The sequence below is a fragment of the Nocardia testacea NBRC 100365 genome (assembly GCF_000308775.1).
Lineage (GTDB): Bacteria > Actinomycetota > Actinomycetes > Mycobacteriales > Mycobacteriaceae > Nocardia > Nocardia testacea.
The window spans coordinates 24,867-43,044 of record NZ_BAGJ01000037.1; the positions used below are offsets into that span (position 1 = coordinate 24,867).

Annotated in this window: 23 protein-coding genes; 9 read left to right on the forward strand and 14 right to left on the reverse strand. The window is 68.0% G+C overall.

From position 1 onward, the window contains the following. Nucleotides 1-698: 698 nt before the first annotated feature. Nucleotides 699-1,820, forward strand: a complete 1,122-nt coding sequence (locus ON38_RS04985) for a helix-turn-helix domain-containing protein (protein WP_039822735.1) — start codon at nucleotides 699-701, stop codon at nucleotides 1,818-1,820. 147 nt (nucleotides 1,821-1,967) lie between these two features. Here the strand turns inward: ON38_RS04985 and ON38_RS04990 are convergent, their stop codons facing one another. Further along, on the reverse strand, nucleotides 1,968-2,795 hold the full coding sequence (locus tag ON38_RS04990; protein WP_039822784.1) for an SDR family NAD(P)-dependent oxidoreductase: 828 nt from the start codon (nucleotides 2,793-2,795) through the stop codon (nucleotides 1,968-1,970). A 71-nt stretch (nucleotides 2,796-2,866) separates the two neighbouring features. Here ON38_RS04990 and ON38_RS04995 point away from each other — a divergent pair, with 71 nt between their 5' ends. After that, on the forward strand, nucleotides 2,867-3,292 hold the full coding sequence (locus ON38_RS04995; protein WP_039822736.1) for a winged helix-turn-helix transcriptional regulator: 426 nt from the start codon (nucleotides 2,867-2,869) through the stop codon (nucleotides 3,290-3,292). Nucleotides 3,293-3,357: 65 nt separating this feature from the next. Here ON38_RS04995 and ON38_RS05000 read toward each other — a convergent pair whose 3' ends face one another. The 5 genes from ON38_RS05000 to ON38_RS05020 form a co-directional block, all read right to left on the reverse strand. Then, the gene (locus tag ON38_RS05000; RefSeq protein WP_051164390.1) at nucleotides 3,358-4,125 is read right to left on the reverse strand and encodes an isocitrate lyase/PEP mutase family protein; all 768 of its coding nucleotides are present in this window, start codon (nucleotides 4,123-4,125) and stop codon (nucleotides 3,358-3,360) included. 1 nt (nucleotide 4,126) lies between these two features. Then, entirely contained in the window at nucleotides 4,127-4,939 is an 813-nt protein-coding gene (locus ON38_RS05005) for an SDR family NAD(P)-dependent oxidoreductase (RefSeq protein WP_039822741.1), read from the reverse strand. Nucleotides 4,940-5,025: 86 nt separating this feature from the next. Beyond that, nucleotides 5,026-5,364 (reverse strand): ArsR/SmtB family transcription factor, encoded by a 339-nt coding sequence (locus ON38_RS05010; protein WP_039822743.1) that lies wholly within the window; start codon nucleotides 5,362-5,364, stop codon nucleotides 5,026-5,028. Further along, the gene (locus tag ON38_RS05015; RefSeq protein WP_039822745.1) at nucleotides 5,361-5,807 is read right to left on the reverse strand and encodes an SRPBCC domain-containing protein; all 447 of its coding nucleotides are present in this window, start codon (nucleotides 5,805-5,807) and stop codon (nucleotides 5,361-5,363) included. Before ON38_RS05015 ends, ON38_RS05010 begins: the two co-directional genes overlap by 4 nt. Nucleotides 5,808-5,846: 39 nt before the next feature. Continuing rightward, nucleotides 5,847-7,181: an MFS transporter gene (locus tag ON38_RS05020; RefSeq protein ID WP_245563915.1), complete on the reverse strand. Its 1,335-nt coding sequence runs from the start codon at nucleotides 7,179-7,181 to the stop codon at nucleotides 5,847-5,849. A 58-nt stretch (nucleotides 7,182-7,239) separates the two neighbouring features. Here ON38_RS05020 and ON38_RS05025 point away from each other — a divergent pair, with 58 nt between their 5' ends. Further along, the gene (locus ON38_RS05025) at nucleotides 7,240-7,689 is read left to right on the forward strand and encodes a winged helix-turn-helix transcriptional regulator (protein WP_039822746.1); all 450 of its coding nucleotides are present in this window, start codon (nucleotides 7,240-7,242) and stop codon (nucleotides 7,687-7,689) included. Nucleotides 7,690-7,869: 180 nt separating this feature from the next. Here ON38_RS05025 and ON38_RS05030 read toward each other — a convergent pair whose 3' ends face one another. Continuing rightward, nucleotides 7,870-8,478 (reverse strand): TetR/AcrR family transcriptional regulator, encoded by a 609-nt coding sequence (locus ON38_RS05030; RefSeq protein ID WP_039822747.1) that lies wholly within the window; start codon nucleotides 8,476-8,478, stop codon nucleotides 7,870-7,872. A gap of 90 nt (nucleotides 8,479-8,568) precedes the next feature. Here ON38_RS05030 and ON38_RS05035 point away from each other — a divergent pair, with 90 nt between their 5' ends. Together ON38_RS05035 and ON38_RS05040 are read left to right on the forward strand one after the other, a co-directional pair. After that, the gene (locus ON38_RS05035) at nucleotides 8,569-9,000 is read left to right on the forward strand and encodes a VOC family protein (RefSeq protein ID WP_039822749.1); all 432 of its coding nucleotides are present in this window, start codon (nucleotides 8,569-8,571) and stop codon (nucleotides 8,998-9,000) included. 109 nt (nucleotides 9,001-9,109) lie between these two features. Next, complete coding sequence (locus ON38_RS05040; protein WP_051164391.1) at nucleotides 9,110-9,763, forward strand: hypothetical protein; 654 nt, start codon at nucleotides 9,110-9,112, stop codon at nucleotides 9,761-9,763. A gap of 15 nt (nucleotides 9,764-9,778) precedes the next feature. On the opposite strand, the gene ON38_RS05045 is transcribed toward ON38_RS05040, so the two are convergent. Then, nucleotides 9,779-10,345, reverse strand: a complete 567-nt coding sequence (locus ON38_RS05045; RefSeq protein WP_039822750.1) for a Uma2 family endonuclease — start codon at nucleotides 10,343-10,345, stop codon at nucleotides 9,779-9,781. 230 nt (nucleotides 10,346-10,575) lie between these two features. Here ON38_RS05045 and cutA point away from each other — a divergent pair, with 230 nt between their 5' ends. Continuing rightward, entirely contained in the window at nucleotides 10,576-10,902 is a 327-nt protein-coding gene (cutA, locus tag ON38_RS05050; protein WP_245563916.1) for a divalent-cation tolerance protein CutA, read from the forward strand. Nucleotides 10,903-10,948: 46 nt separating this feature from the next. Here the strand turns inward: cutA and ON38_RS05055 are convergent, their stop codons facing one another. The 3 genes from ON38_RS05055 to ON38_RS05065 all read right to left on the reverse strand — a co-directional run bounded on the left by ON38_RS05055 (nucleotide 10,949) and on the right by ON38_RS05065 (nucleotide 13,719). Then, entirely contained in the window at nucleotides 10,949-11,236 is a 288-nt protein-coding gene (locus ON38_RS05055) for a GNAT family N-acetyltransferase (protein WP_030522463.1), read from the reverse strand. Nucleotides 11,237-11,277: 41 nt separating this feature from the next. After that, nucleotides 11,278-12,636 carry an FAD-binding oxidoreductase gene (locus tag ON38_RS05060; protein WP_039822754.1) on the reverse strand — a complete coding sequence of 453 codons (1,359 nt, stop codon included), beginning with the start codon at nucleotides 12,634-12,636 and terminating at the stop codon, nucleotides 11,278-11,280. A gap of 63 nt (nucleotides 12,637-12,699) precedes the next feature. Beyond that, nucleotides 12,700-13,719, reverse strand: coding sequence for an NAD(P)/FAD-dependent oxidoreductase (locus ON38_RS05065; RefSeq protein WP_039822791.1), 1,020 nt, complete (start codon nucleotides 13,717-13,719; stop codon nucleotides 12,700-12,702). A 205-nt stretch (nucleotides 13,720-13,924) separates the two neighbouring features. On the opposite strand from ON38_RS05065, the gene ON38_RS05070 reads away from it, so the two are divergent. Beyond that, a complete protein-coding gene (locus tag ON38_RS05070) occupies nucleotides 13,925-14,371 on the forward strand; it encodes a GtrA family protein (RefSeq protein ID WP_039822792.1) in 447 nt (148 codons plus the stop codon). Nucleotides 14,372-14,374: 3 nt separating this feature from the next. Here ON38_RS05070 and ON38_RS05075 read toward each other — a convergent pair whose 3' ends face one another. The 3 genes from ON38_RS05075 to ON38_RS05085 form a co-directional block, all read right to left on the reverse strand. Further along, nucleotides 14,375-15,016 (reverse strand): Type 1 glutamine amidotransferase-like domain-containing protein, encoded by a 642-nt coding sequence (locus tag ON38_RS05075; RefSeq protein WP_039822756.1) that lies wholly within the window; start codon nucleotides 15,014-15,016, stop codon nucleotides 14,375-14,377. Further along, complete coding sequence (locus ON38_RS05080; protein ID WP_039822758.1) at nucleotides 15,016-15,852, reverse strand: maleylpyruvate isomerase family mycothiol-dependent enzyme; 837 nt, start codon at nucleotides 15,850-15,852, stop codon at nucleotides 15,016-15,018. The genes ON38_RS05075 and ON38_RS05080 overlap by 1 nt, the downstream gene beginning before the upstream one ends. A gap of 110 nt (nucleotides 15,853-15,962) precedes the next feature. Further along, the gene (locus ON38_RS05085; protein ID WP_039822793.1) at nucleotides 15,963-16,418 is read right to left on the reverse strand and encodes an HIT family protein; all 456 of its coding nucleotides are present in this window, start codon (nucleotides 16,416-16,418) and stop codon (nucleotides 15,963-15,965) included. Nucleotides 16,419-16,712: 294 nt separating this feature from the next. Between ON38_RS05085 and ON38_RS05090 the strand changes: the two genes are divergently transcribed. Both ON38_RS05090 and ON38_RS05095 read left to right on the forward strand, forming a co-directional pair. Beyond that, nucleotides 16,713-17,858 (forward strand): Re/Si-specific NAD(P)(+) transhydrogenase subunit alpha, encoded by a 1,146-nt coding sequence (locus tag ON38_RS05090; protein WP_051164395.1) that lies wholly within the window; start codon nucleotides 16,713-16,715, stop codon nucleotides 17,856-17,858. After that, nucleotides 17,858-18,178: an NAD(P) transhydrogenase subunit alpha part 2 gene (locus tag ON38_RS05095; RefSeq protein WP_039822760.1), complete on the forward strand. Its 321-nt coding sequence runs from the start codon at nucleotides 17,858-17,860 to the stop codon at nucleotides 18,176-18,178. Before ON38_RS05090 ends, ON38_RS05095 begins: the two co-directional genes overlap by 1 nt.

Sequence of the window (18,178 nt, forward strand, 5' to 3'; positions counted from 1 at the left end):
TACAGCTTCTCCGGACAGTAGTAGAGACCCGGGGAAGTTTTGGGTACGAGCATTCCGGTGTGAATCCAGGGTTCGATTCCGCAGTGACACTTATGGTGGTCCGGTCGCGGTATCGGTTCCTCATGCGGGGTCATCCGTCGATCGAGGGTTCTAGGTGATCCGGCGGTTCCGGTCGGCTATGGCGTGCGGAGATGCCGGCAGGCGCGGACGGGGTATCGGTTGGTGGATTCAGGTCGGGTAGTTCGCGTAAACCTGAAGCGACGCGCTGGAGTGTTATCGGGTCGGTGCACCCGATCTCGTGCCAAAGTCGCAGCGTTGCGGCGATGGCTAGGTTCGAGATGGTGCGGGTCGGCAATGTGCTGTGCTGAGAGTGCATCGGTCTCCTCGCGAATTGCGGGGATGTCAACCGGCTTCGGTCGAGGTCGAAATCGACAGTCTGTCGGCCACAATGCGACGACAGCGCGGCCCATCGCAGACAGCCCGCGCCGTAGCCCCATCTCCCCTGAATCATTGGAGGGCTCCACCCGGCCGACCGTGGACGGCCGGGCGGCCCCTTGAGCGGTAGCGGCCTCTCCCCGCTTCCGCTGTCAATGTTTCTGTGGTGTGGTGATTCCAACCAGTGGCATACCTAGTGGTTCCGTAGTGGCATCTCCAGTGGCACGCACCCGAAACCGGGATTATGCGGGCATCATGGCGATATGCACATGGGCAAGCTCATCCGCGACCTGCGCCAGGCTCGCGGGTGGTCTCAAGGGCGTCTTGCCGACGAACTGACCGAGCATTCGGGTACGTCGATCAGTCGCGAATACATCTCGCGGCGTTGGGAGTCCTGCAGGTGGGTTCCGTCCCCGTTCTGGTTGCGGCACCTGGCCGCTGTTCTCGACGTGCCGCTGGCAGTTATGGAGTCCGCCGTGAATCGCAGACGGTTTCTATCCACTGTTGCCGCGACCGCGGTCGCACCGGGCGTCGCATCCGATCTGCTGGCAGAGGGATTCTCCGCGCGCCTCAGAGGCGCTGGCCCATCGGTAGAGGCGTGGGCAGACACGTTGACCACTTATGGTGCCGACTACATGACTCTCGGCGCCGCGGAGATCCAGAAGCGGTTGGCCATCGATCTCGCGGTCATCCAGCAGCAGTGCGATACCCCGCAGATGTGGGCGCACGTGTCCCGGCTGATGACCCTGTACGCCAAAACCTTTCCAGGATCGGACGGTAACAGGGCAGTGGCTTGGTACCGGATGGCAGCTGAGTCGGCAGATCGATCCGGGGACGCTGGTACCCGGGTGTGGGTGCGTGGCCGCGCCGCTATCGCCCTCGGGTATGAGGGCGCATCGTTGCCGATCGCGACAATGTTCGCCGATCAGGCGCTGGCCATCGATGACAGGCCGTCACTGGGTCGGTTGAATGCGATCTACGGCAAGGCGCATGCTGCGGCGATCGCCGGTGACACCGATACGGCGCGAGCCCTCGACACCGAAGGCCGCCGCGTCTTCGACCGGGCCGGTTCGGGAGACGATGAGGCTTCCGACTACGCGGTTCCGTATTGGCGGCTCGGAGTGTTCCGCTCGTTGCTCCGAGCCCGCCTGGGTGACGAATCGGACGCGGTAGCGGCCCAGGACGAAGCGCGTCGGCTGCTACCTCCGTCCCTTCCCAGATTCGCCACCCATCTCGAGATGCATCGGGGGCTGATGCTGGCTCGTGCGGGCGACCACGTGGGGGGCATCAGCTATGCGAAGACGGCGCTCGATGCTTTGCCGCCGGAGAAGCACTCACTTACGCTCCGCATGCTGATGGAGGAGATCGCCGGTCCGGTTTACTGATAGGAGATCATCTTGCATACAATGCGCTGGTCGAGAAGCCTGTAGGAAACCGGAAAAGGCAGCGCTGAGCGGGGAGGTTCGGCGAGCCGGAGCGCTCCGCTCGCTACGCTCCCCAACATCCTGCAAGCATCGGGTGTCGGCCCCCGTTCAGGTTCGCTCGGCCAGGAGGTCCGCGGTGAGCCGTGCCAGGCGGCGGGCATTGCCGGGATCGAGTGAGGGCAGGGAGAGGTCCAGGGTACGGCCGCGGTCCACGGCGGTGAGCGGTTCCGTGGGCGGGTTGTCGATGAAATCGTGGAGCGGGCGCACCGATTCGCGCACGGGGCGTGCGGCGACCGCGGCCAGGGAACGGATCGCGGTTCTGGTGAGGAAACCGAGCGGGGAGAGATCGCCGCTCTTGGTGAAGCCCGGGTGGTAGAGCACGACTTTGATCTTGTCGCCGTGCTCCTCGGCGAACGACACACCGAGCAGGTCGTTGGCCCGCCCGGCCTGTAATTGGGCGCCGACCACGCTGTAGCCGCGGGTGAGGTGGGGATCGTCCCACTGGACCGCACCCTTCTGCACACCGACACCGGCGATATTGACGATTACCGGGCGGGCGGCGCGTGCCAGCAGCGGAACCAGCCGGTGCGAGAGCAGATACCGGCTGAGGTAGTACAGCGCGAAGGTGTGCTCGAAACCCTCGGCGGTCTGGACGCGGGTGCGCGAGGTGCGGTTCGCGAAGAGCAGAAGCGCGTCCAGGGTGTCGTAGATCGCGCCGATCTCGCCGACCACCCGTTCCACCTCCGTGACCGAACTCAGGTCGGCGCGGAGGAAGTGCAGGCGGTCCGCGTCCGCCCCGGCCGCGGCCGCGAGCTGTTCGCTTTTGGCCGGGTTGCTGCCGATCGCCACGACCCGGTCACCGCGGGCCAGGCGTTCGAGGGCGATCGCGCGGCCCATGCCGTCCGTGCCGCCGCTGATAAGAATGGTTCTGGACATCACACCTCCGTGGACCCGACTGCTGTACTCATCCTCGGCAGCGGCCACCGGAAGCGAAAGAAGGCAGTTCTATGTCCGGTACGCACACGGATGTGCCCTCCATCGCCGCCGCCGCACTCCCCACGCCGGTGCCGCTCGCGGAGCACGAGCTCTGCCCGGTATCGGGGCTGATGAGTCGTATCGGCGACAAATGGACTCTGCTGGTGATCGCGCTGCTGGCCGCACGCCGCTACCGCTACAACGAACTGCACCGCTCGATCGAGGGCATCAGTCAGCGCATGCTGACCCGGACCCTGCGCGCGCTCGAGGACGACGGGCTCATCGATCGCGTGGTGTACCCGACGGTCCCACCGGCCGTGGAATACGGCATCACCCCGCTCGGTGAAACGCTGCTGGTGCCGCTTTCGGCGCTGGCCGATTGGGCCGTGGATCATGCCGCCGAGATGACCGCCGCGCGCTCCGGCCGCGCCGGTAGGCACGCGGCCGGGGAAACGTGACCAACGGTTCCCGCCACCTGGGTAGGTCGGACAACCCGGGTCACCGCCTCGGAGTAGGGAATCGTTTACCTGTGTGCGTCCGCGAGCGTCCCGAGCTCGGCGTGCAGGTGGGCGAGTGCGCTGCGGTACAGCTGGGGCCCCATCGAAACCCGTGCGATACCGAGGGCCCGGAGCTCTTCCAGGGAGCCGCCGCGCAGCGGCAGTCCGGCATTGACGGGGCCCTGCACCTGACCGACGACAGCCCGGAGATCTTCTGGATCCGCGCCGATGGGAAACACGCAATCGGCGCCGGCCGACAGGTACGCCGTAGCCCTGGCGATCGCGTCGGCACGTTTTCGGTCATCGGCCACCTGCGAAGTGGCGAGGAACGAGTCGACCCTGGCATTGACAACCAGCGGAACTCCGATGCGCTCGGCGGCCGCGCGCATTCGCGCTATATAGGCGGCGCGGGTATCGACATCGAGCAGCCCGCCGCCGATGTGATCACTGTCCTCGATATTGCATCCGACAGCTCCTGTGGCGCAGAGCAATTCGACCAGATCCTCCGGGGCGTTCCCGTAGCCGGCTTCGGCGTCGACGGTGACCGGCACGTCGACCGAGGTGGCGATGCGCCGGGCGACGAACATCATCTCGGCGCCGGGAGCGCCCTCACCGTCGTTGTAGCCGAGGACGGTGGAGATCGCATTGCTCGCGGTCGCGACCACCGGAAAGCCCGCGTCGACCACGGCGCGGGCGCTGCCCACGTCCCAGGCGTTCGGCAGGACCAGTGGTGTGCCCGGGATATGCAGGGAACGCAGCAGCTCGGCCTTGGCGGCCTGTTCGAGGGATGCCATCTCAGTCCACCAGGGCGCCGGCGGTGAGATTGGCGAGGGTTCCGGTCATGGAGCCGGCGCGATCCGAGGCCAGGAAGGCGGCCGTTTCCGCGACCTCGGCGAGCGTGGGCAGCCGCTGGAGCAGTGTGCCCTGCGCCATCGCGCCGCCGTCGAGCAGTTCTCCGACCGACTGTCCGGCCGCTGCCGCGGTGCGCGCGAAGAGGTCCCGGGTGTAGGAGCCGGCAGCCGGCGCGTCGACGACCGCGTGTGGACGGATGCCGACCACCCGGATGTCGGCGGGCGCCAGCTCCGCGGCCAGTACCCGCGAGAAGGCCTCTTTACCGGCCGCGCTGACGGCATGCCCCAGGATCCCGCCCACGGCTGATTTGGCGCCCGGTTCGGACAAGATCAGGATCACGCCCGGCCGCTCGCGACCCATATGCGGTGTCACCGCTTTGCTCGTGACGAACAGGGTCCGCAGGAAACCATCGATGGGGCGCATGAACTCTTCCAGCGAAAGGTCCGCCAGCTCGGTGCCCTGATCGTGCATGACACTCACGGCATTGAGGGCGATATCTATGCTGCCGGCCGCCTCCGCGATACCAGCGGCGTGCTCTTCGACCGCCCGCTGATCGAAAACGTCGACCTGCGCGGTGTCGGCCGTTCCGCCTGCGTCGGCGATATCGCGGGCCACGGCGTCGAGCTTCGCCTGCGTACGGCCGGCGAGGAAGACCCGTGCGCCTTCCCTGGCGAATACTCGTGCGACAGCGCCGCCGAGCGCGCCACCGCCGCCATAGATCACGGCGTTCTTGTTCGCGAGCAGTAGCCCACTCATGGGTGTCCTTTACGTGTAGGGATGCAGGCGGCGCGCCGGCATCGGCCGGGCAGGTTGCCGGTTATCTCGACCGGCAACCTGCCCGGTCAGTCGTTGTGCCGGCGCTGGATCTCTTCGGCGATGCGCTTGATCCGGTTCAGGCGCAGATCCCAGGTCCGGCCGACTTCACGCAGCTGCCGGACCGCGCGGGCGAGCTGCGCCTCGTCGACTTCGTAGCGTCGCTCGCGGCCCGAAGGTGTCGCGTGGACAAGGCCGGCGCGGTCCAGGACGGCCAGGTGCTTGGCGACCGCCTGACGCGATATCGGAAGCTGATCGCTGAGGCCGGTCGGTGTCCCGCTCCCGGCCGCGAGCAGCAGGTCGAGCAGGCGGCGTCTGATGGGGTCGCCGATCGCGGACCACAGCTCGTCGTCGACGGCGACGGTCATCGCGGCACCACGGACACGGCGTACTTCTGCAGTCGGGGCAGATACATATCCCAGCCGTGCTCGTGATCGTGGAAGGCTTCTTCGAGCACCGCTGCCTCCCAGCCCTTCTCCCGCCAGCCACTCTCGGTGAGGTGCAGGACGGTGCCGTCACCGACGGGTTCGAGTTCGAAGGTGACCAGAAGCGAATTGCCCGCCTCGGGCAGCTCGCCGTCAGGAGCGATCCAGCGGAAAACGAACTTGCGGGGCGGATCGACCTCGACCACCTTGATGGTTTCGGTCGCGTGCTCCCCGAAGACCAGTTCGCCGACCGCGCCCGGTTCGGACTCGAACGCAGCCTCCTCGGGCCACCACATCTTCATATGTTCGGGCCGGCTCACCACTTCGAACACGACCTCCGGCGTCGCGTCGATACGGATCTCGCGCTCCAGTTTTCCGAATTCCATCGTCCACCTCCGACATGCAACCATTGGTTGCCAATGACCTTAGATCGGACTCCTCCGATGCGCAACCTTTCGTTGCATGAATCTTCGCCTGCGACTCCACCGATTCCCGTCCCCGCCGGGTCGATCATCGAGCTCTTCGAAATGAACCGGCGAGTGCTCCGGGGGCGTTCGAATCATTTGGCGGGCAGCCGGCGCCGACCGGGTGATGCCCCAGGCGACGAACCCGGCCAGCGCGTAGAGCGCGCCGATAAGGCAGGACGCCCACCATCCCCATGTCGTGTAGGTCCAGGTCGTCGTGAGCGCGCCGAGGGCCGAGCCCAGGGAGTAGAACGCCATATAGGCGCCGATGACGCTGCCGGTGCGGTCCGGATACGCGGTGGTCAGCAGGTGCTGGCTGCTGACATGTACAGCCTGGACGGCGAAGTCGAGCGCGACGATTCCGAGTACGAGCGGCCACAAGGCCGGTTCGGTCCGGGCGATCAGGAGCCAGGACGCGGCCAGAAGTAGGAGTGACCAGCCGCTGATCGGCTGTGCGTGACCGGAATCGGCCCAGCGGCCGGCCCGGGCGGCGCCGAGGGCTCCGGCGAGCCCGGCCAGGCCGAAGAGTCCGATTTCGGTGGTGCCGAACATCCAGGGCTGCGCGCCCAGCGGCAGCGCCAGGCCGCTCCAGAGAGTGCCGAACGAGGCGAAGGCGAAGAAGGCTATCACGCCCCGGCCGAGGAGTAGCCGGTTCTTCGTGACCGATCGCCCCCCGGCTCTCGGTGCCCGCGGATAACGGCCGTGCGAAATTCGGGGGTCGGGCCGGAGTCTCGTGCGGACCGTCACCGCGAGTGCGGCGCAGGCCACGGCGAGCAGGATGTAGACGGTGCGCCAGCCGGCGGTGTCGCCCAGGAAGCCGGCCAGGACCCGGATCCCGAGGATGCCGATCACCACTCCCGACGTGACCGCGCCGATATTGCGTCCCCGCTCGTGTGGCGCGGAGATCGCCGCGACGTAGGCGACAGTGATCTGGACGACGACCGCGAACAGACCCGCGATGGCCAGGCCCGCGGCGGCGACGACCCCGTTCGGTGCGATCGCCGCGGTCGCGGCCCCGGCGCCGGTGAGCAGCAGGTGGCCGATGATGAGCCGCCGCCGGTCCAGGACGTCGCCGAGTGGCACCAGCAGGACCAGGCCCGCGAAATAGCCGATCTGCCCGGCCGCGACCAGGCGGCCCAGTGACTCCGGTGCGAGTCCCAGCTCGGCGCCGGCCTTTTCGAGAACCGGCTGGATCGCGTAGATCGTGGCCACTGCCACGGCGCACACCGTGGCCAGGATCAGCCGTTGTGACTTGGCGATCTCCATACCCAACTCCCAATTGGTAGCAATATGCAACCATTAGACGGTATGGCAAAATGGTTTCGAAACGCAACCGAAGAGATGAGGTGGATGGATGGACCTCGGCGCCGACCGCGAATGGACCGACCCCACCTGTCCGGTGGCCCGAACGGTCGACCTCGTCGGCGATCGATGGAGTCTGCTCATTGTCCGAGACGCCATGGACGGCGCGGCGTCGTTCACCGACTTCCGGCAACGGCTCGGCATCGCCCGCAATATCTTGGCCGACCGGCTCCGCCGACTCGTCGACAACGGAATTCTGACCACCAGTACAGCTCCCGGCGGGAAGCGGCACAGCTACGAATTGACCGCCGCGGGCAAGGATCTGTTCACGACCATCGTGGCCCTGCGGCAGTGGGGCGAGCGGAACGCGTTCACTGCCGGTGAGGTCCGCTCGACCCTGACCGACCTGGCCGGCAATGAACTCGCCGAACTCGGCCCGCATACCCGGGCCGGCCACGAGGTCGGTGCGGACACCTCCCTGGTGCGACGTCCGGAGGCCTGATCGGTCCCGTGGGATACGCGGCTGTCGGCTGTGAGCACCGGGTAACGGGGTGTGCTGATCGACTCGTGGCCCTCTGACGTTTCGGTCATCGCGTTTCCCCTCGGAGGCGTGGCGGCGGACCGATGACAGCACCACCCAACCCGGCTGTGGTCGCTACACCGAGACCGCCGTTCGCGGTATTCAGCCGCCTTCGGCCGCCGGCACGGTGCGGAGGGCTTCGAGGATCCGGCGCAGCGAGGCCAGGGTGTCGGACAAGGCGTCGGGGCCGGGGGCGGTGGCGAGCCAGAGGGCGGCTTCGTTCATGGCGCCGGACAGCAGGTGGGTGAGCGGCGGTATGGGCTGAGGCGGGAGCACGCCCGCGGCGACGAGTGTGGTGAGGGCTTCTTCGAGGTGGCGCGCGGAGGCGGATTCGTCCATGGCGCGCCATTCCGGCCAGCCCAGGACCGCGGGACCGTCGATGAGCATGATGCGCTGGATTTCGGGGGTGGTGCAGCTGGTCAGGAAGGTTTCACAGCCGGTGACGAGCTGGATCCACGGGTCCGATTCGGTGTCCGCGGCGGCGGCGACGCGGTCGCCGACCTCGGTTTGCACATCTTCCAGGACCGCGCGGAACAGGCTGAGTTTGCTGTCGAAGTTGTGGTAGAGCGCGCCCTTGGTGACGCCTGCCGCGGTGACGATCTCCGAAAGGCCGACGGCGGCATAGCCCTTGGCGGCGAAGAGCTTCCGGCTGTGGTGCAGCAGGGTGGCGCGGGTCTGTGCCCGCTGCTGGGTGCGCAGCGATCCGGCCATCGCGAACCTTCCATTGACATACCGACGGTACGCGACCTAGCCTAGTTCGCATACCATCGGTATGTGAAATCTGGCGCGAAAGAGACAGGTATGGCACTCGGCAGCTTCTATCCGGTCATCGGCACCACGCGGATCGCGCAGGCGCGCGATTTCTACACCCGCTGGTTCGGCTTCGAGATCACCTTCGCGGCGGACTGGTACGTCAGCCTGCGGCGGACCGAGGGCGACCGCCACTACGAGCTGGCCCTGCTGGACCCCACGCATCCGACCGTCCCCGCGGGCTACCGCAAACCGGTTCAGGGCCTACTGCTGAACTTCGAGGTCGACGATGTCGACGCCGAATGGGATCGGCTGGTCGTGCGGGGCGGGTTGCGGGCCGAACTCGATATCCGCTCGGAGGATTTCGGGCAGCGGCATTTCATCGTCGCGGATCCGAGCGGCGTGCTGATCGATGTCATCACCGAGATACCGCCCACCGGCGAATATGCCGGACAATTCGCCGCCGGTTCCGCGGTGGTATGACGCTCAGTCCCCGTCGCCGCCCGGGCGCGGCCCGGTGGAACCGGTTCGTCGGAAGAGCAGGGGTGGGGGACAATTTCTGGTGTTGCCGGATGGGCGCACAATGGGTCGAATGACATCCGGTGCGCGCAAACAGTTGGACGACGCGGCCGGGCTCCGGTCGCGACTGCGGCACGTCTATTGGATCGGTGGGGGGAGCGGCGCCGGGAAGTCGGCCGTCGCGACCGCTGTCGCCGCTCGGCACGGGCTGCGGGTGTACTCGACCGATGACGCCATGGCCGAGCACGCGAAGCGCGGCACGCCCCGCGACATGCCGTATCTGGCGGAGTTCCTGGCCATGAGCATGGACGAGCGCTGGGTGCACCGGACTCCGGGGACGATGTTCGAGACCTTCCACTGGTTCCGAGGCGAAGGTTTCGCTGCGATCGTCGACGACCTGCTGGATATCCGCGAACGCACCGTTGCCGAAGGGTTCCGCTTACTCCCCCACCTGGTCGCGCCGCTGCTGGCCGAACCCGCCCGGGCGATCTGGCTGCTACCGTCACCCCTGTTCCGCCGCAAGGTCTTCGCCGGCCGCGGCTGGGAGATCCCGCGCCGGACCGGCGACCCCGCCCGCGCGCAGCGCAATCTGCTGCGACGCGACGAAATGTTCACCGACCATGTGCGCGCGGAAGCGGCGCGGCTCGGGTTGCCCGTGCTCGAGGTCGATGGATCGATGACGGAGCAGGAAACGGCAGACCACGTGGGACGTGCCTTCGGCTTCTGATTCTCCGAGACGCGGTCAGATCCGGCCGAGATCGATCTTCACGGGGAACGGAGCGGCGGCTTCGACGACTCCGGTGAACATCTCGCCGGATCGATAGGACCCGGTCGCCGGATCGAGGATGTAGGTGTAGATCAGCGGGACTCCGGTGGCGGCCTGTTCGATCCGCCAGTAGAACGCGATACCGGCCCGGGCGTACTGCTCCACCTTCACTATGCGGTCGGTGGTCTCGGAGCCGGGCGAGACGGCTTCGGCCACCAGGAGCACGTGCTCGGGGCGGGTCGGCGTGATATCGATTGTGTCCGCGCGGTACACCACCACATCAGGGCGTCGATTGTTGAGGGGTACGTCCTGGAGCCGGACATCGAAATCGGTATCGGCGTTCCAATCGGGCCCGGCCGCGGCGTCCAGTGCGTTCGCCAAGATCCGGGCCAGGCGGTTGTTCCGCTTGGACGCGCTCGGACTCACGGCGACCATCCCGTCCACGATCTCGATCCCCGCACACTGCTCCTCGGTCCAGGAGTCGTACTCCTCGGAGGTTATCTGCTCGTGCATCCATGCGGGGGCTACCGTCTCGGTGGTCATGACGCTCCTCCCGGACACTGTCGGGCGGGTCCGATCCCGCTCACCGGATTCTACTTCGGATACCGCGTCACGACCTGCTCGTCCCGGTGTCACGAGCAGCGAAAACGCCGCCCACCACCGCGGTGGCCGAGCGCGGCGACGGCCGGTGGGCAGCGGGGGCGCGGATCCCGGGTCCGGCCGGTTGCGGGTCGTTTCGGTGGATCGCGCCGTCCTCGTGGATCATGTACGCCGTGAGCGATACCGATCTTGTGGACGTGACCATCAGCGGACCCGACGAAGAATGGCTGGCGGAGTTCACCCACCGGCTGGTCACGGATCGGTTGGCGGCGTGCGGGAACATTTTCCCCGATGTGCGATCGATCTACCGGTGGGAGGGCACGGTGGAGGACGCCGCCGAGGCCGTTGTCGTGCTGCACACCCGGGCCTCGCTGGTGCCCGCGATCGTCGAACGCGCCAATGCCGAGCACCCCGACGAGGTTCCGCAGGTCGTCGCGGTACCGGTGGCGGGGGTGAACCCCTCCTACGGTCAGTGGATCCTGGACGAGACCGCGAGCTGATCATCGGCGGATACCGCGCCCGGTCCGGCCGGCGCGGTATCCGTGCTCAGCGGTGTACCAGGTCGGCGTACTCGGGATGGGCGCCGATGTAATCGTCGACGTACCAGCAGGTGGCCACGACCTCGAAGCCCGCGGCCCGGGTCTCGTCCAGCGCGTACCCGACCACCTGGCCCGCCACACCCCGGCCCCGGAATTCCGGGAAGGTGATGGTGTGGTGGAAGTTGCGGACCTTCGGCGACTCGGTCTCCGCGTAGTCGGCATAGCCCGCGAGGGTTCCGTCCAGGTAGATCTCGAAGCGGGTGTCGTCGGCGTTGTGCCGCAGTTCGGTACTCACCTTCGGTGAAACGGTGGGCCCGGTGCGGTTTGTTCCGGTGTTCAGAGGACAGCGCCGGGGTTGAGGATGCCGTGCGGGTCGAGGGCCGTCTTGATCCGCCTGGTCAGGTCCATCACCTCGGGGCCCAGCTGATCCGGGAGCCATGCTTTTTTGAGCCGGCCCACCCCGTGTTCGCCGGTGATGGTGCCGCCGAGGGTGATGGCCAGCTCCATGATCTCGCCGAAGGCGCGGTGGGCGCGTTCGGTCTCGTCCGGGTCGGACGGGTCGTGCACGATCAGTGGATGGGTGTTGCCGTCACCGGCGTGCGCGATCACCGACACCGTGACGTCGTTGTGCCGGGCGATCTCGGCGATTCCGGTCACCAGATCGCCGAGCCGGGGCAGCGGTACCCCGACATCCTCGAGTAACAGCGGGCCGAGCCGTTCGACCGCGGGGATCGCGTAGCGGCGGGCCGCGGTGAAGGCTTCGCCCTCCTCCGGGTCGGCGGTGTGGAATGCCTCGGTGGCCCCGGCGGCCCGGCAGGCTTCGAGCATGATCCGGGCTTCCTGCGCGGCGTGGTCGCCGGGCGCGTCGGAGCGGGCCACCAGCAGGGCGGCGGCGTCGCGGTCCAGGCCCATCCGCAGTTCGTCCTCCACCGCGTTGATGGCGACGGAATCCATGAACTCCAGCATGGCCGGGCGCAGCGCGCCGGTGACGGCGAGGATCGCCTCGGTGGCCGCGGTGAGTGTGGCGAAGGACGCGACCACGGTGCTCTGCACCGGTTGTGCGGGTAGCAGCCGCAGGGTGAGTTCGGTGATGACGCCGAGGGTGCCCTCGCTGCCGACGAACATTTTGGTCAGCGACAGCCCGGCCGAATCCTTCAGCCGCGGGCCGCCCAGCCGCACCGCGGTGCCGTCGGCGAGCACGACCTCCATACCCAGGACATAGTCGGTGGTCACGCCGTATTTGACGCAGCACAGGCCGCCCGCGTTGGTTGCGGCGTTACCACCGATCGAGCACATTTCGAACGACGACGGGTCGGGGGGATACCAGAGCCCGTGTTCGGCGACCGCCCGTTTGACCTCGGCATTGAGTAGCCCGGGACCGACCACCGCGGTCCGGGTGACCGGGTCGATGGCGATCCCGCGCATCCGCTCGGTACTCAGCACGATTCCGCCGTCCACCGCGGTGGCGCCACCGGAGAGACCGGACCCGGCGCCGCGGGGGACCACCGGGACCCGGTGCTCGTCGGCCCAGCGCAGCGTCGCACGCACATCGGCGGTTCCGGTGGCGCGTACTACGGCCAGTGGGGTCCCCGCGGTCGGGTCCTTCGCCCAGTCCTGCCGGTACCCGGCGAGGACGTCGGGATCGGTGAGTACCGCCCCGGCGGGCAGAAGGTCGATCAGTTCACGCAGGTCCACGCCCCAACGCTAGCCGCTCGCGGGCCGAATGGGGTCCCGTCCGCGCCGACGGGACCCCGGTGTTCACAGGCCGTGGCCGCGGGCGCCGTTCACCGATTGCGCGAGCCGCGCCTCCGCGGCCCCCGCGAACCCGTCGCGGGTAGCGGCGACCGCCGTATCGAATTCCTCCTCCACGAGATCGGCGTTGATCTGCGCACCGGCCGTCGCACCGGCCGCGGCGGCCGCGCCGACCTGCGCGGACAGATCGGTGACATTCCCCGCGGCCCAGACTCCCGGCACCTCGGTGCGGCCGGTGGCATCGCACGGGATGTACCGGCCGAAACCGGCCGGATGTTCGGTGGCCGCCAGGCCCAGATCCTCCAGGAACCCTGCGCGGGCGACCATCCGCGTGCCCACGGCGACGACCTCCCGGGCGACGACGGTGCCGTCGGCGAGCCGGATACCGGTGATCCGGTCTTCGGTGATCTCGATTCCGGCCACCTCGCCGGCCACCACGCGGACGCCGCGTGCGGCGAGCCGTTCCGCGACCTCCGGGGCGGGGCCGGGCAGGTCGTGGGTGAAGTAGACGACGTCGTCGCTGAGTTGCCGGAACAGCTGGACCTGATGCACAGAGATCGGCCCGCGGCTCAGCACGGCGATCGCCCGGCCGCGCACCTCCCAGCCGTGGCAGTACGGGCAGTGCACCACATCGCGGCCCCACCGTTCCCGCAGTCCGGGGATCTCGGGCAGTTCGTCGGTCAGCCCTGTGGTCACCAGCAGCCGCCGCGCCCGCACCGCACGGCCGTCGGCGAGCGTGATCGTGAAACGGTCACCGTCGCGGGCCGCGCCGGTGATCTGTCCGGATACCACCTGCCCGCCGTAGCGGCGGACCTCGGCGCGGCCGATCTCGAGCAACTCCGCCGGTGGCATACCGTCGCGCGCGAGTAGTCCGTGCACACCCTCGGCGGGAGCGTTGCGCGGTTGTCCCGCATCGATCACCACCACGCTGCGTCGTGACCGGGCCAGCATGAGCGCCCCGTTCAGGCCGGCCGCTCCACCGCCTGCCACCACCACGTCGTAGTCGTTGTCCAGTTCATCGGTCACCGTGACCACCTCCTCGGCGCCGACTATCCGCAAACCGGATCCGATTGGCAAACAAATTTGCCGAAATGACAAGCCGGCCGCCACTCCGGGACTGCGTGCCGACCCCGGAAATGCCTTCGGGGCTGTGGGTTTGCCGCGCGCTCACCTCCCGGACACCTCATGCTGGGAGGCTGGCGGCGTGCAGGATCTGGCGGCGGACGCTGATATGTGGGAGATCCGGTTCGCCCGCTGGTGCGCCGGAGTGGTCGCGCGCCTTCCCTGGGGCCTGGACCGCCTCGTCGCCCCCACCTTTCTCGGTTTCGCGCTGATCAACAGCTTCACCTTCGCTGTCGACCTGCTGATCCTCACCGGGATGCGCAGCGGACTCGGATTATCGGGATGGCTGTCGGTCTCGGTCGGTTACGTCTGCGCGTTCGCACTGGCGTTCTCTCTGAACCGGCGGCTGAACTTCCGTTCGCACGCACCCGCGGGGCGGCAGGCGGTGGTCTACGCGGTCGTCGTGCTGATCAACTACCTCGCCTTCATCCTGGGTGTGGGCGCCGGACTGGCCGCGCTCGGTGTGCAATACCACCTGTCCCGAATGCTGGCCGGGGCGTGCGAGGCGGTGTACATGTATTCGGCCATGCGCTGGGTGGTCTTCCGGCGCCACTGACCTTCAGCCCGTGTACAAGCGGGTTTCGTCTCCATCGCGCACCACGACATCGGCATCGGTGAGCGCCCAGTGCGCGGTGCCCGCCGCGCGAAGGCGCTCGGCGAGGGCGTTCCCCGTGCGCTCGGGGTCGGTGGGTGAGTCCAGATGCGGCACGATCGGCCGATCGATCACGCCGAGCCCTGTCCAGATCGGTTCGATACCGCAGGCCGGCCGTACCTCGGCGGGGTCGTCGGAGGCCTCCAGGCCGTGCAGGTCCGGCCCGAGGACACAGGCGCCCGCGCTGTAACCGGCGTAGACGACCGAATCCGACTCCAGTAATTCCGGGATCACCAGATCCGCACCGCTGCGTGCGAACTGGGCGCGTAGGACGAAGGTGTTGCCGCCGCGGACCCAGAGGACGGGAAACCGCGCCAGCCGCCGTCCCAGTTCGTCGGGGCGCCCGGCGTATTCGCGCAGATCGACCTCCTCGGGCCGGAACCCGAGCGCGCGCAACGGAGTCAGTTCGCTGGTCAGCGCGGCGGTCCGGCCCTGCGGCCAGGAATCGAAGGCATTGGCGATCACCGCGATGGGGCCCGGTTCGCCGACCAGCGAAGCGAATACGTCGTAATGAGCGCCGAACCGGTAGCTCGCCAGGAACAGCCGCATCAGATGGTGAACGCCAGGTTCCGGGCCACCTGGCGGCCCAGATCCGCGTCTCCCTCGAAGGTGATCCGGCCCAGTGCCGAGCCGGGGTCCACCCGGCCGCCGCCGAGCCGCACCAGCAGACCGGAGTCCAGTCCCAGGGTCACGGTGGATTCGGCGGCGGGTGTGTCCACATAGCGCGCCCGGTCGCCGATCTCGATGTGCAGGGTGCGCGCGAGCGGGCCGGTGAGCGCCAGGGTGATCAGCGAACCGGCCGGTGCCTTACCGCGTTTCGCGACCACCCGGGGCAGCGATTGCGCGAATTCGGCGAAGGCGAGTTCGCCCCGCGGGCCACCCTCGTCGACCCGTTTCCCGAGTGCGTCGGCGATATCGAGTTCGTGCATCCAGCAGTCGAACAGCCGCACCCGCATGAAGCGCGCGTAGGGCACCTCGCCGATCGGTGACGGTGACGGCGCCGACCACGCCGCGTCGTCCAGGGCGGCGAGCGCTGCCCGGCGCCGGCCGATCACCTCGCGGTAGAGGTCGAGCAGTTCGGCGCCCGCGCGTGGGCGCAGTCGCTGCACCCAGATCTCGTTGAACGCGCCGATCTCGTTGCGCACGTGCGGCAGGGTGTTCACATCGACATCGTCCGCCTGCGCCACGCGCGCCGGCGGCTTGTCGCCGAGCAGCATCGATTCGGTGCCGATCACATGGCTCAGCACATCGAACACGGTCCACCCCGGTAGCGGTGAGGGCGTACGCCACTGCTGCTCGTCGAGACCGGAGACCAATTCGGCGAGGGCGTCGAACTGGTCGGCCAACCGCGCGGTGAGCCCGGGACGGTCGAGGGTGTCGGTCATTCGGTCCTCCTTCGCGGCCGATATGTGCAAGCCGTGGCGCCTGAGCGCCGGTGGTCTCGCATCATCGGCGATGCCTTCCGTTGCTGATCGGAATTCGTGCCCACTCGGAATCAGGCGGGGTCGCCGTCGGATCCGGGCCGCGCGTCCAGGGCGGCCAGGTCCGCGCGGAGCGCGGCGGCGACCCGTTCGGGCTCGTGCGAGCGGCGCAGCACCAGTCCGGTCGCGAACCGGAGCTTGTCGCCGTGACTGCGCGGGATCACGTGCAGATGGACGTGCGCGACCGTTTGGAAGGCCGCCTTGCCGTCGTTGATCAGCAGGTTCGCGCCGTCGGCGGCGAAACCGGGTCCCTGCACGGCCCGGGCGATGCGATGGCCGACCCGGAACAGATCCACGCCGGCCTCGGCATCCAGTTCGGACAGATCGGTGGCATGCCGCTTCGGGATCACCAGCGTGTGCCCACGGGTGATCGGCCGGATGTCCAGGAACGCGGTCACCGTATCGTCCTCGTACACCCGATGGGCCGGTGCGGTGCCGGCCACGATCCCGCAGAAAACGCAGTCGCTCACACGGCGCACTCTACGGCGTAAGGGCCCAGCGGGTCCCGGAGTGGGCATCGACTTGGCAAACTTTTCAAACTAGTGAGCATGCTTCCGCGGATATATCCCGTCATCAGGCTTTACCGATGCGAAGACATCCGGTTGCGGAGTCGGAATGTGACGGGCATCTCAGCTAATCTCACTGCGGCCGATGTACGGTTGCCAGGATTTCGGGCGGTGGTGTCCCAGGACACCTCCGCCCGGCGCCGTTGATCGGCGGCCGAAACACCAGGAGAGGGAAGCAGACAAGTGGAGACGACACGGGTGGGAGCAGGGGGGGATGCAACACCGACCGTAGGCGATTCGTCGCCGCGCGGGGCGCGTGTCGGTGTCGTTCGCGAATCCGCCGCGGGCGAGCGGCGGGTCGCCTTGGTTCCGAAGATCATCCCCACGCTGGTGAAGCAGGGCGTGGAGGTCGTGGTCGAGGGCGGAGCCGGAGCGGGCGCGCTCATTCCCGATACCGCCTACGAGGAAGCCGGCGCGACGATCGGCGACCCCTGGTCGGCCGATGTGGTCGTCAAGGTGGCCCCGCCCAGCGATGCCGAGGTGGGCAAACTGTCCGCGGGCCAGACGCTCATCGGATTCCTCGCCCCGCGCAACGCCGACAACCAGATCGGCGCGTTGAAGCAGGCCGGCGTGCAGGCGTTCGCGGTGGAGGCGATTCCGCGGATCTCCCGCGCCCAGGTGATGGACGCGCTCTCCTCGCAGGCCAATGTCGCCGGGTACAAGGCGGTACTGCTGGCCGCCTCGGAATCCACCCGCTTCTTCCCGATGCTCACCACCGCCGCCGGCACTGTGAAACCGGCGACCGTGCTGGTGCTCGGCGTCGGCGTGGCCGGGCTGCAGGCGCTGGCCACCGCGAAACGTCTGGGCGGCCGGACCACCGGTTACGACGTGCGTCCCGAGGTCGCCGACCAGGTGCGTTCGGTGGGTGCCCAGTGGCTCGATCTCGGGATCGACGCCGCTGGTGAGGGCGGCTATGCCCGCGAACTCACCGACGAGGAGAAGGCCAAGCAGCAACAGGCGCTCGAGGACGCGATCAAGGGTTTCGACGTGGTGATCACCACCGCGCTGGTGCCCGGTCGTCCCGCGCCGCGGCTGGTGACCGCGGGCGCGGTGGCCGGGATGAAACCGGGCAGCGTGATCGTGGACCTCGCCGGGGAGACCGGCGGCAACTGCGAACTCACCGAGCCGGGCGAGACCGTGGTCAAGCACGACGTGACGATCTGCTCGCCGCTGAACCTGCCCGCCACGATGCCCGAGCACGCCAGCGAGCTGTACTCGAAGAACATCGCGGCGCTGCTGGAACTGATGCTCGCCGAGGGCGAACTGAAACCGGACTTCTCCGATCAGGTGCTGGCCGATTCCTGCGTCACCCGTGACGCCGAACCGACAACGAAGGCGCAGTGATGTACACCGAACTGCTGGCGAATATCGCGATTCTGGTGCTGTCCGGATTCGTGGGTTTCGCGGTGATCTCCAAGGTTCCCAATACCCTGCACACGCCGCTGATGTCGGGTACCAACGCCATCCACGGCATCGTGGTGCTGGGCGCGCTGGTCACCCTCGGGCGGATGGAGGACCCGTCCCCCGGGGTGCAGGTCATCCTGTTCGTGGCCGTGGTGTTCGGCACGCTCAACGTGATCGGCGGTTTCGTGGTCACCGACCGGATGCTGGGCATGTTCAAAGGCAAGAAGCCCGCCGCGGGTGCCGAGAAGGCAGGTAAGTGA

What these genes read in the sequence shown, in the direction of transcription:
- ON38_RS05030 (WP_039822747.1), bottom strand. Translation starts at nt 8,478, where the DNA reads ATGGCCGGATCGCTGCGCACCCAGCAGCGGGCACAGACCCGCGCCACC.
- ON38_RS05015 (WP_039822745.1), bottom strand. Translation starts at nt 5,807, where the DNA reads ATGGAATTCGGAAAACTGGAGCGCGAGATCCGTATCGACGCGACGCCG.
- ON38_RS05080 (WP_039822758.1), bottom strand. Translation starts at nt 15,852, where the DNA reads ATGACCGACACCCTCGACCGTCCCGGGCTCACCGCGCGGTTGGCCGAC.
- ON38_RS05025 (WP_039822746.1), top strand. Translation starts at nt 7,240, where the DNA reads ATGGACCTCGGCGCCGACCGCGAATGGACCGACCCCACCTGTCCGGTG.
- ON38_RS05005 (WP_039822741.1), bottom strand. Translation starts at nt 4,939, where the DNA reads ATGAGTGGGCTACTGCTCGCGAACAAGAACGCCGTGATCTATGGCGGC.
- ON38_RS05045 (WP_039822750.1), bottom strand. Translation starts at nt 10,345, where the DNA reads ATGACCACCGAGACGGTAGCCCCCGCATGGATGCACGAGCAGATAACC.
- ON38_RS05010 (WP_039822743.1), bottom strand. Translation starts at nt 5,364, where the DNA reads ATGACCGTCGCCGTCGACGACGAGCTGTGGTCCGCGATCGGCGACCCC.
- ON38_RS05040 (WP_051164391.1), top strand. Translation starts at nt 9,110, where the DNA reads ATGACATCCGGTGCGCGCAAACAGTTGGACGACGCGGCCGGGCTCCGG.
- ON38_RS04995 (WP_039822736.1), top strand. Translation starts at nt 2,867, where the DNA reads ATGTCCGGTACGCACACGGATGTGCCCTCCATCGCCGCCGCCGCACTC.
- ON38_RS04990 (WP_039822784.1), bottom strand. Translation starts at nt 2,795, where the DNA reads ATGTCCAGAACCATTCTTATCAGCGGCGGCACGGACGGCATGGGCCGC.
- ON38_RS04985 (WP_039822735.1), top strand. Translation starts at nt 699, where the DNA reads ATGCACATGGGCAAGCTCATCCGCGACCTGCGCCAGGCTCGCGGGTGG.
- ON38_RS05000 (WP_051164390.1), bottom strand. Translation starts at nt 4,125, where the DNA reads ATGGCATCCCTCGAACAGGCCGCCAAGGCCGAGCTGCTGCGTTCCCTG.
- ON38_RS05075 (WP_039822756.1), bottom strand. Translation starts at nt 15,016, where the DNA reads ATGCGGCTGTTCCTGGCGAGCTACCGGTTCGGCGCTCATTACGACGTA.
- ON38_RS05070 (WP_039822792.1), top strand. Translation starts at nt 13,925, where the DNA reads ATGTGGGAGATCCGGTTCGCCCGCTGGTGCGCCGGAGTGGTCGCGCGC.
- ON38_RS05095 (WP_039822760.1), top strand. Translation starts at nt 17,858, where the DNA reads ATGTACACCGAACTGCTGGCGAATATCGCGATTCTGGTGCTGTCCGGA.
- ON38_RS05035 (WP_039822749.1), top strand. Translation starts at nt 8,569, where the DNA reads ATGGCACTCGGCAGCTTCTATCCGGTCATCGGCACCACGCGGATCGCG.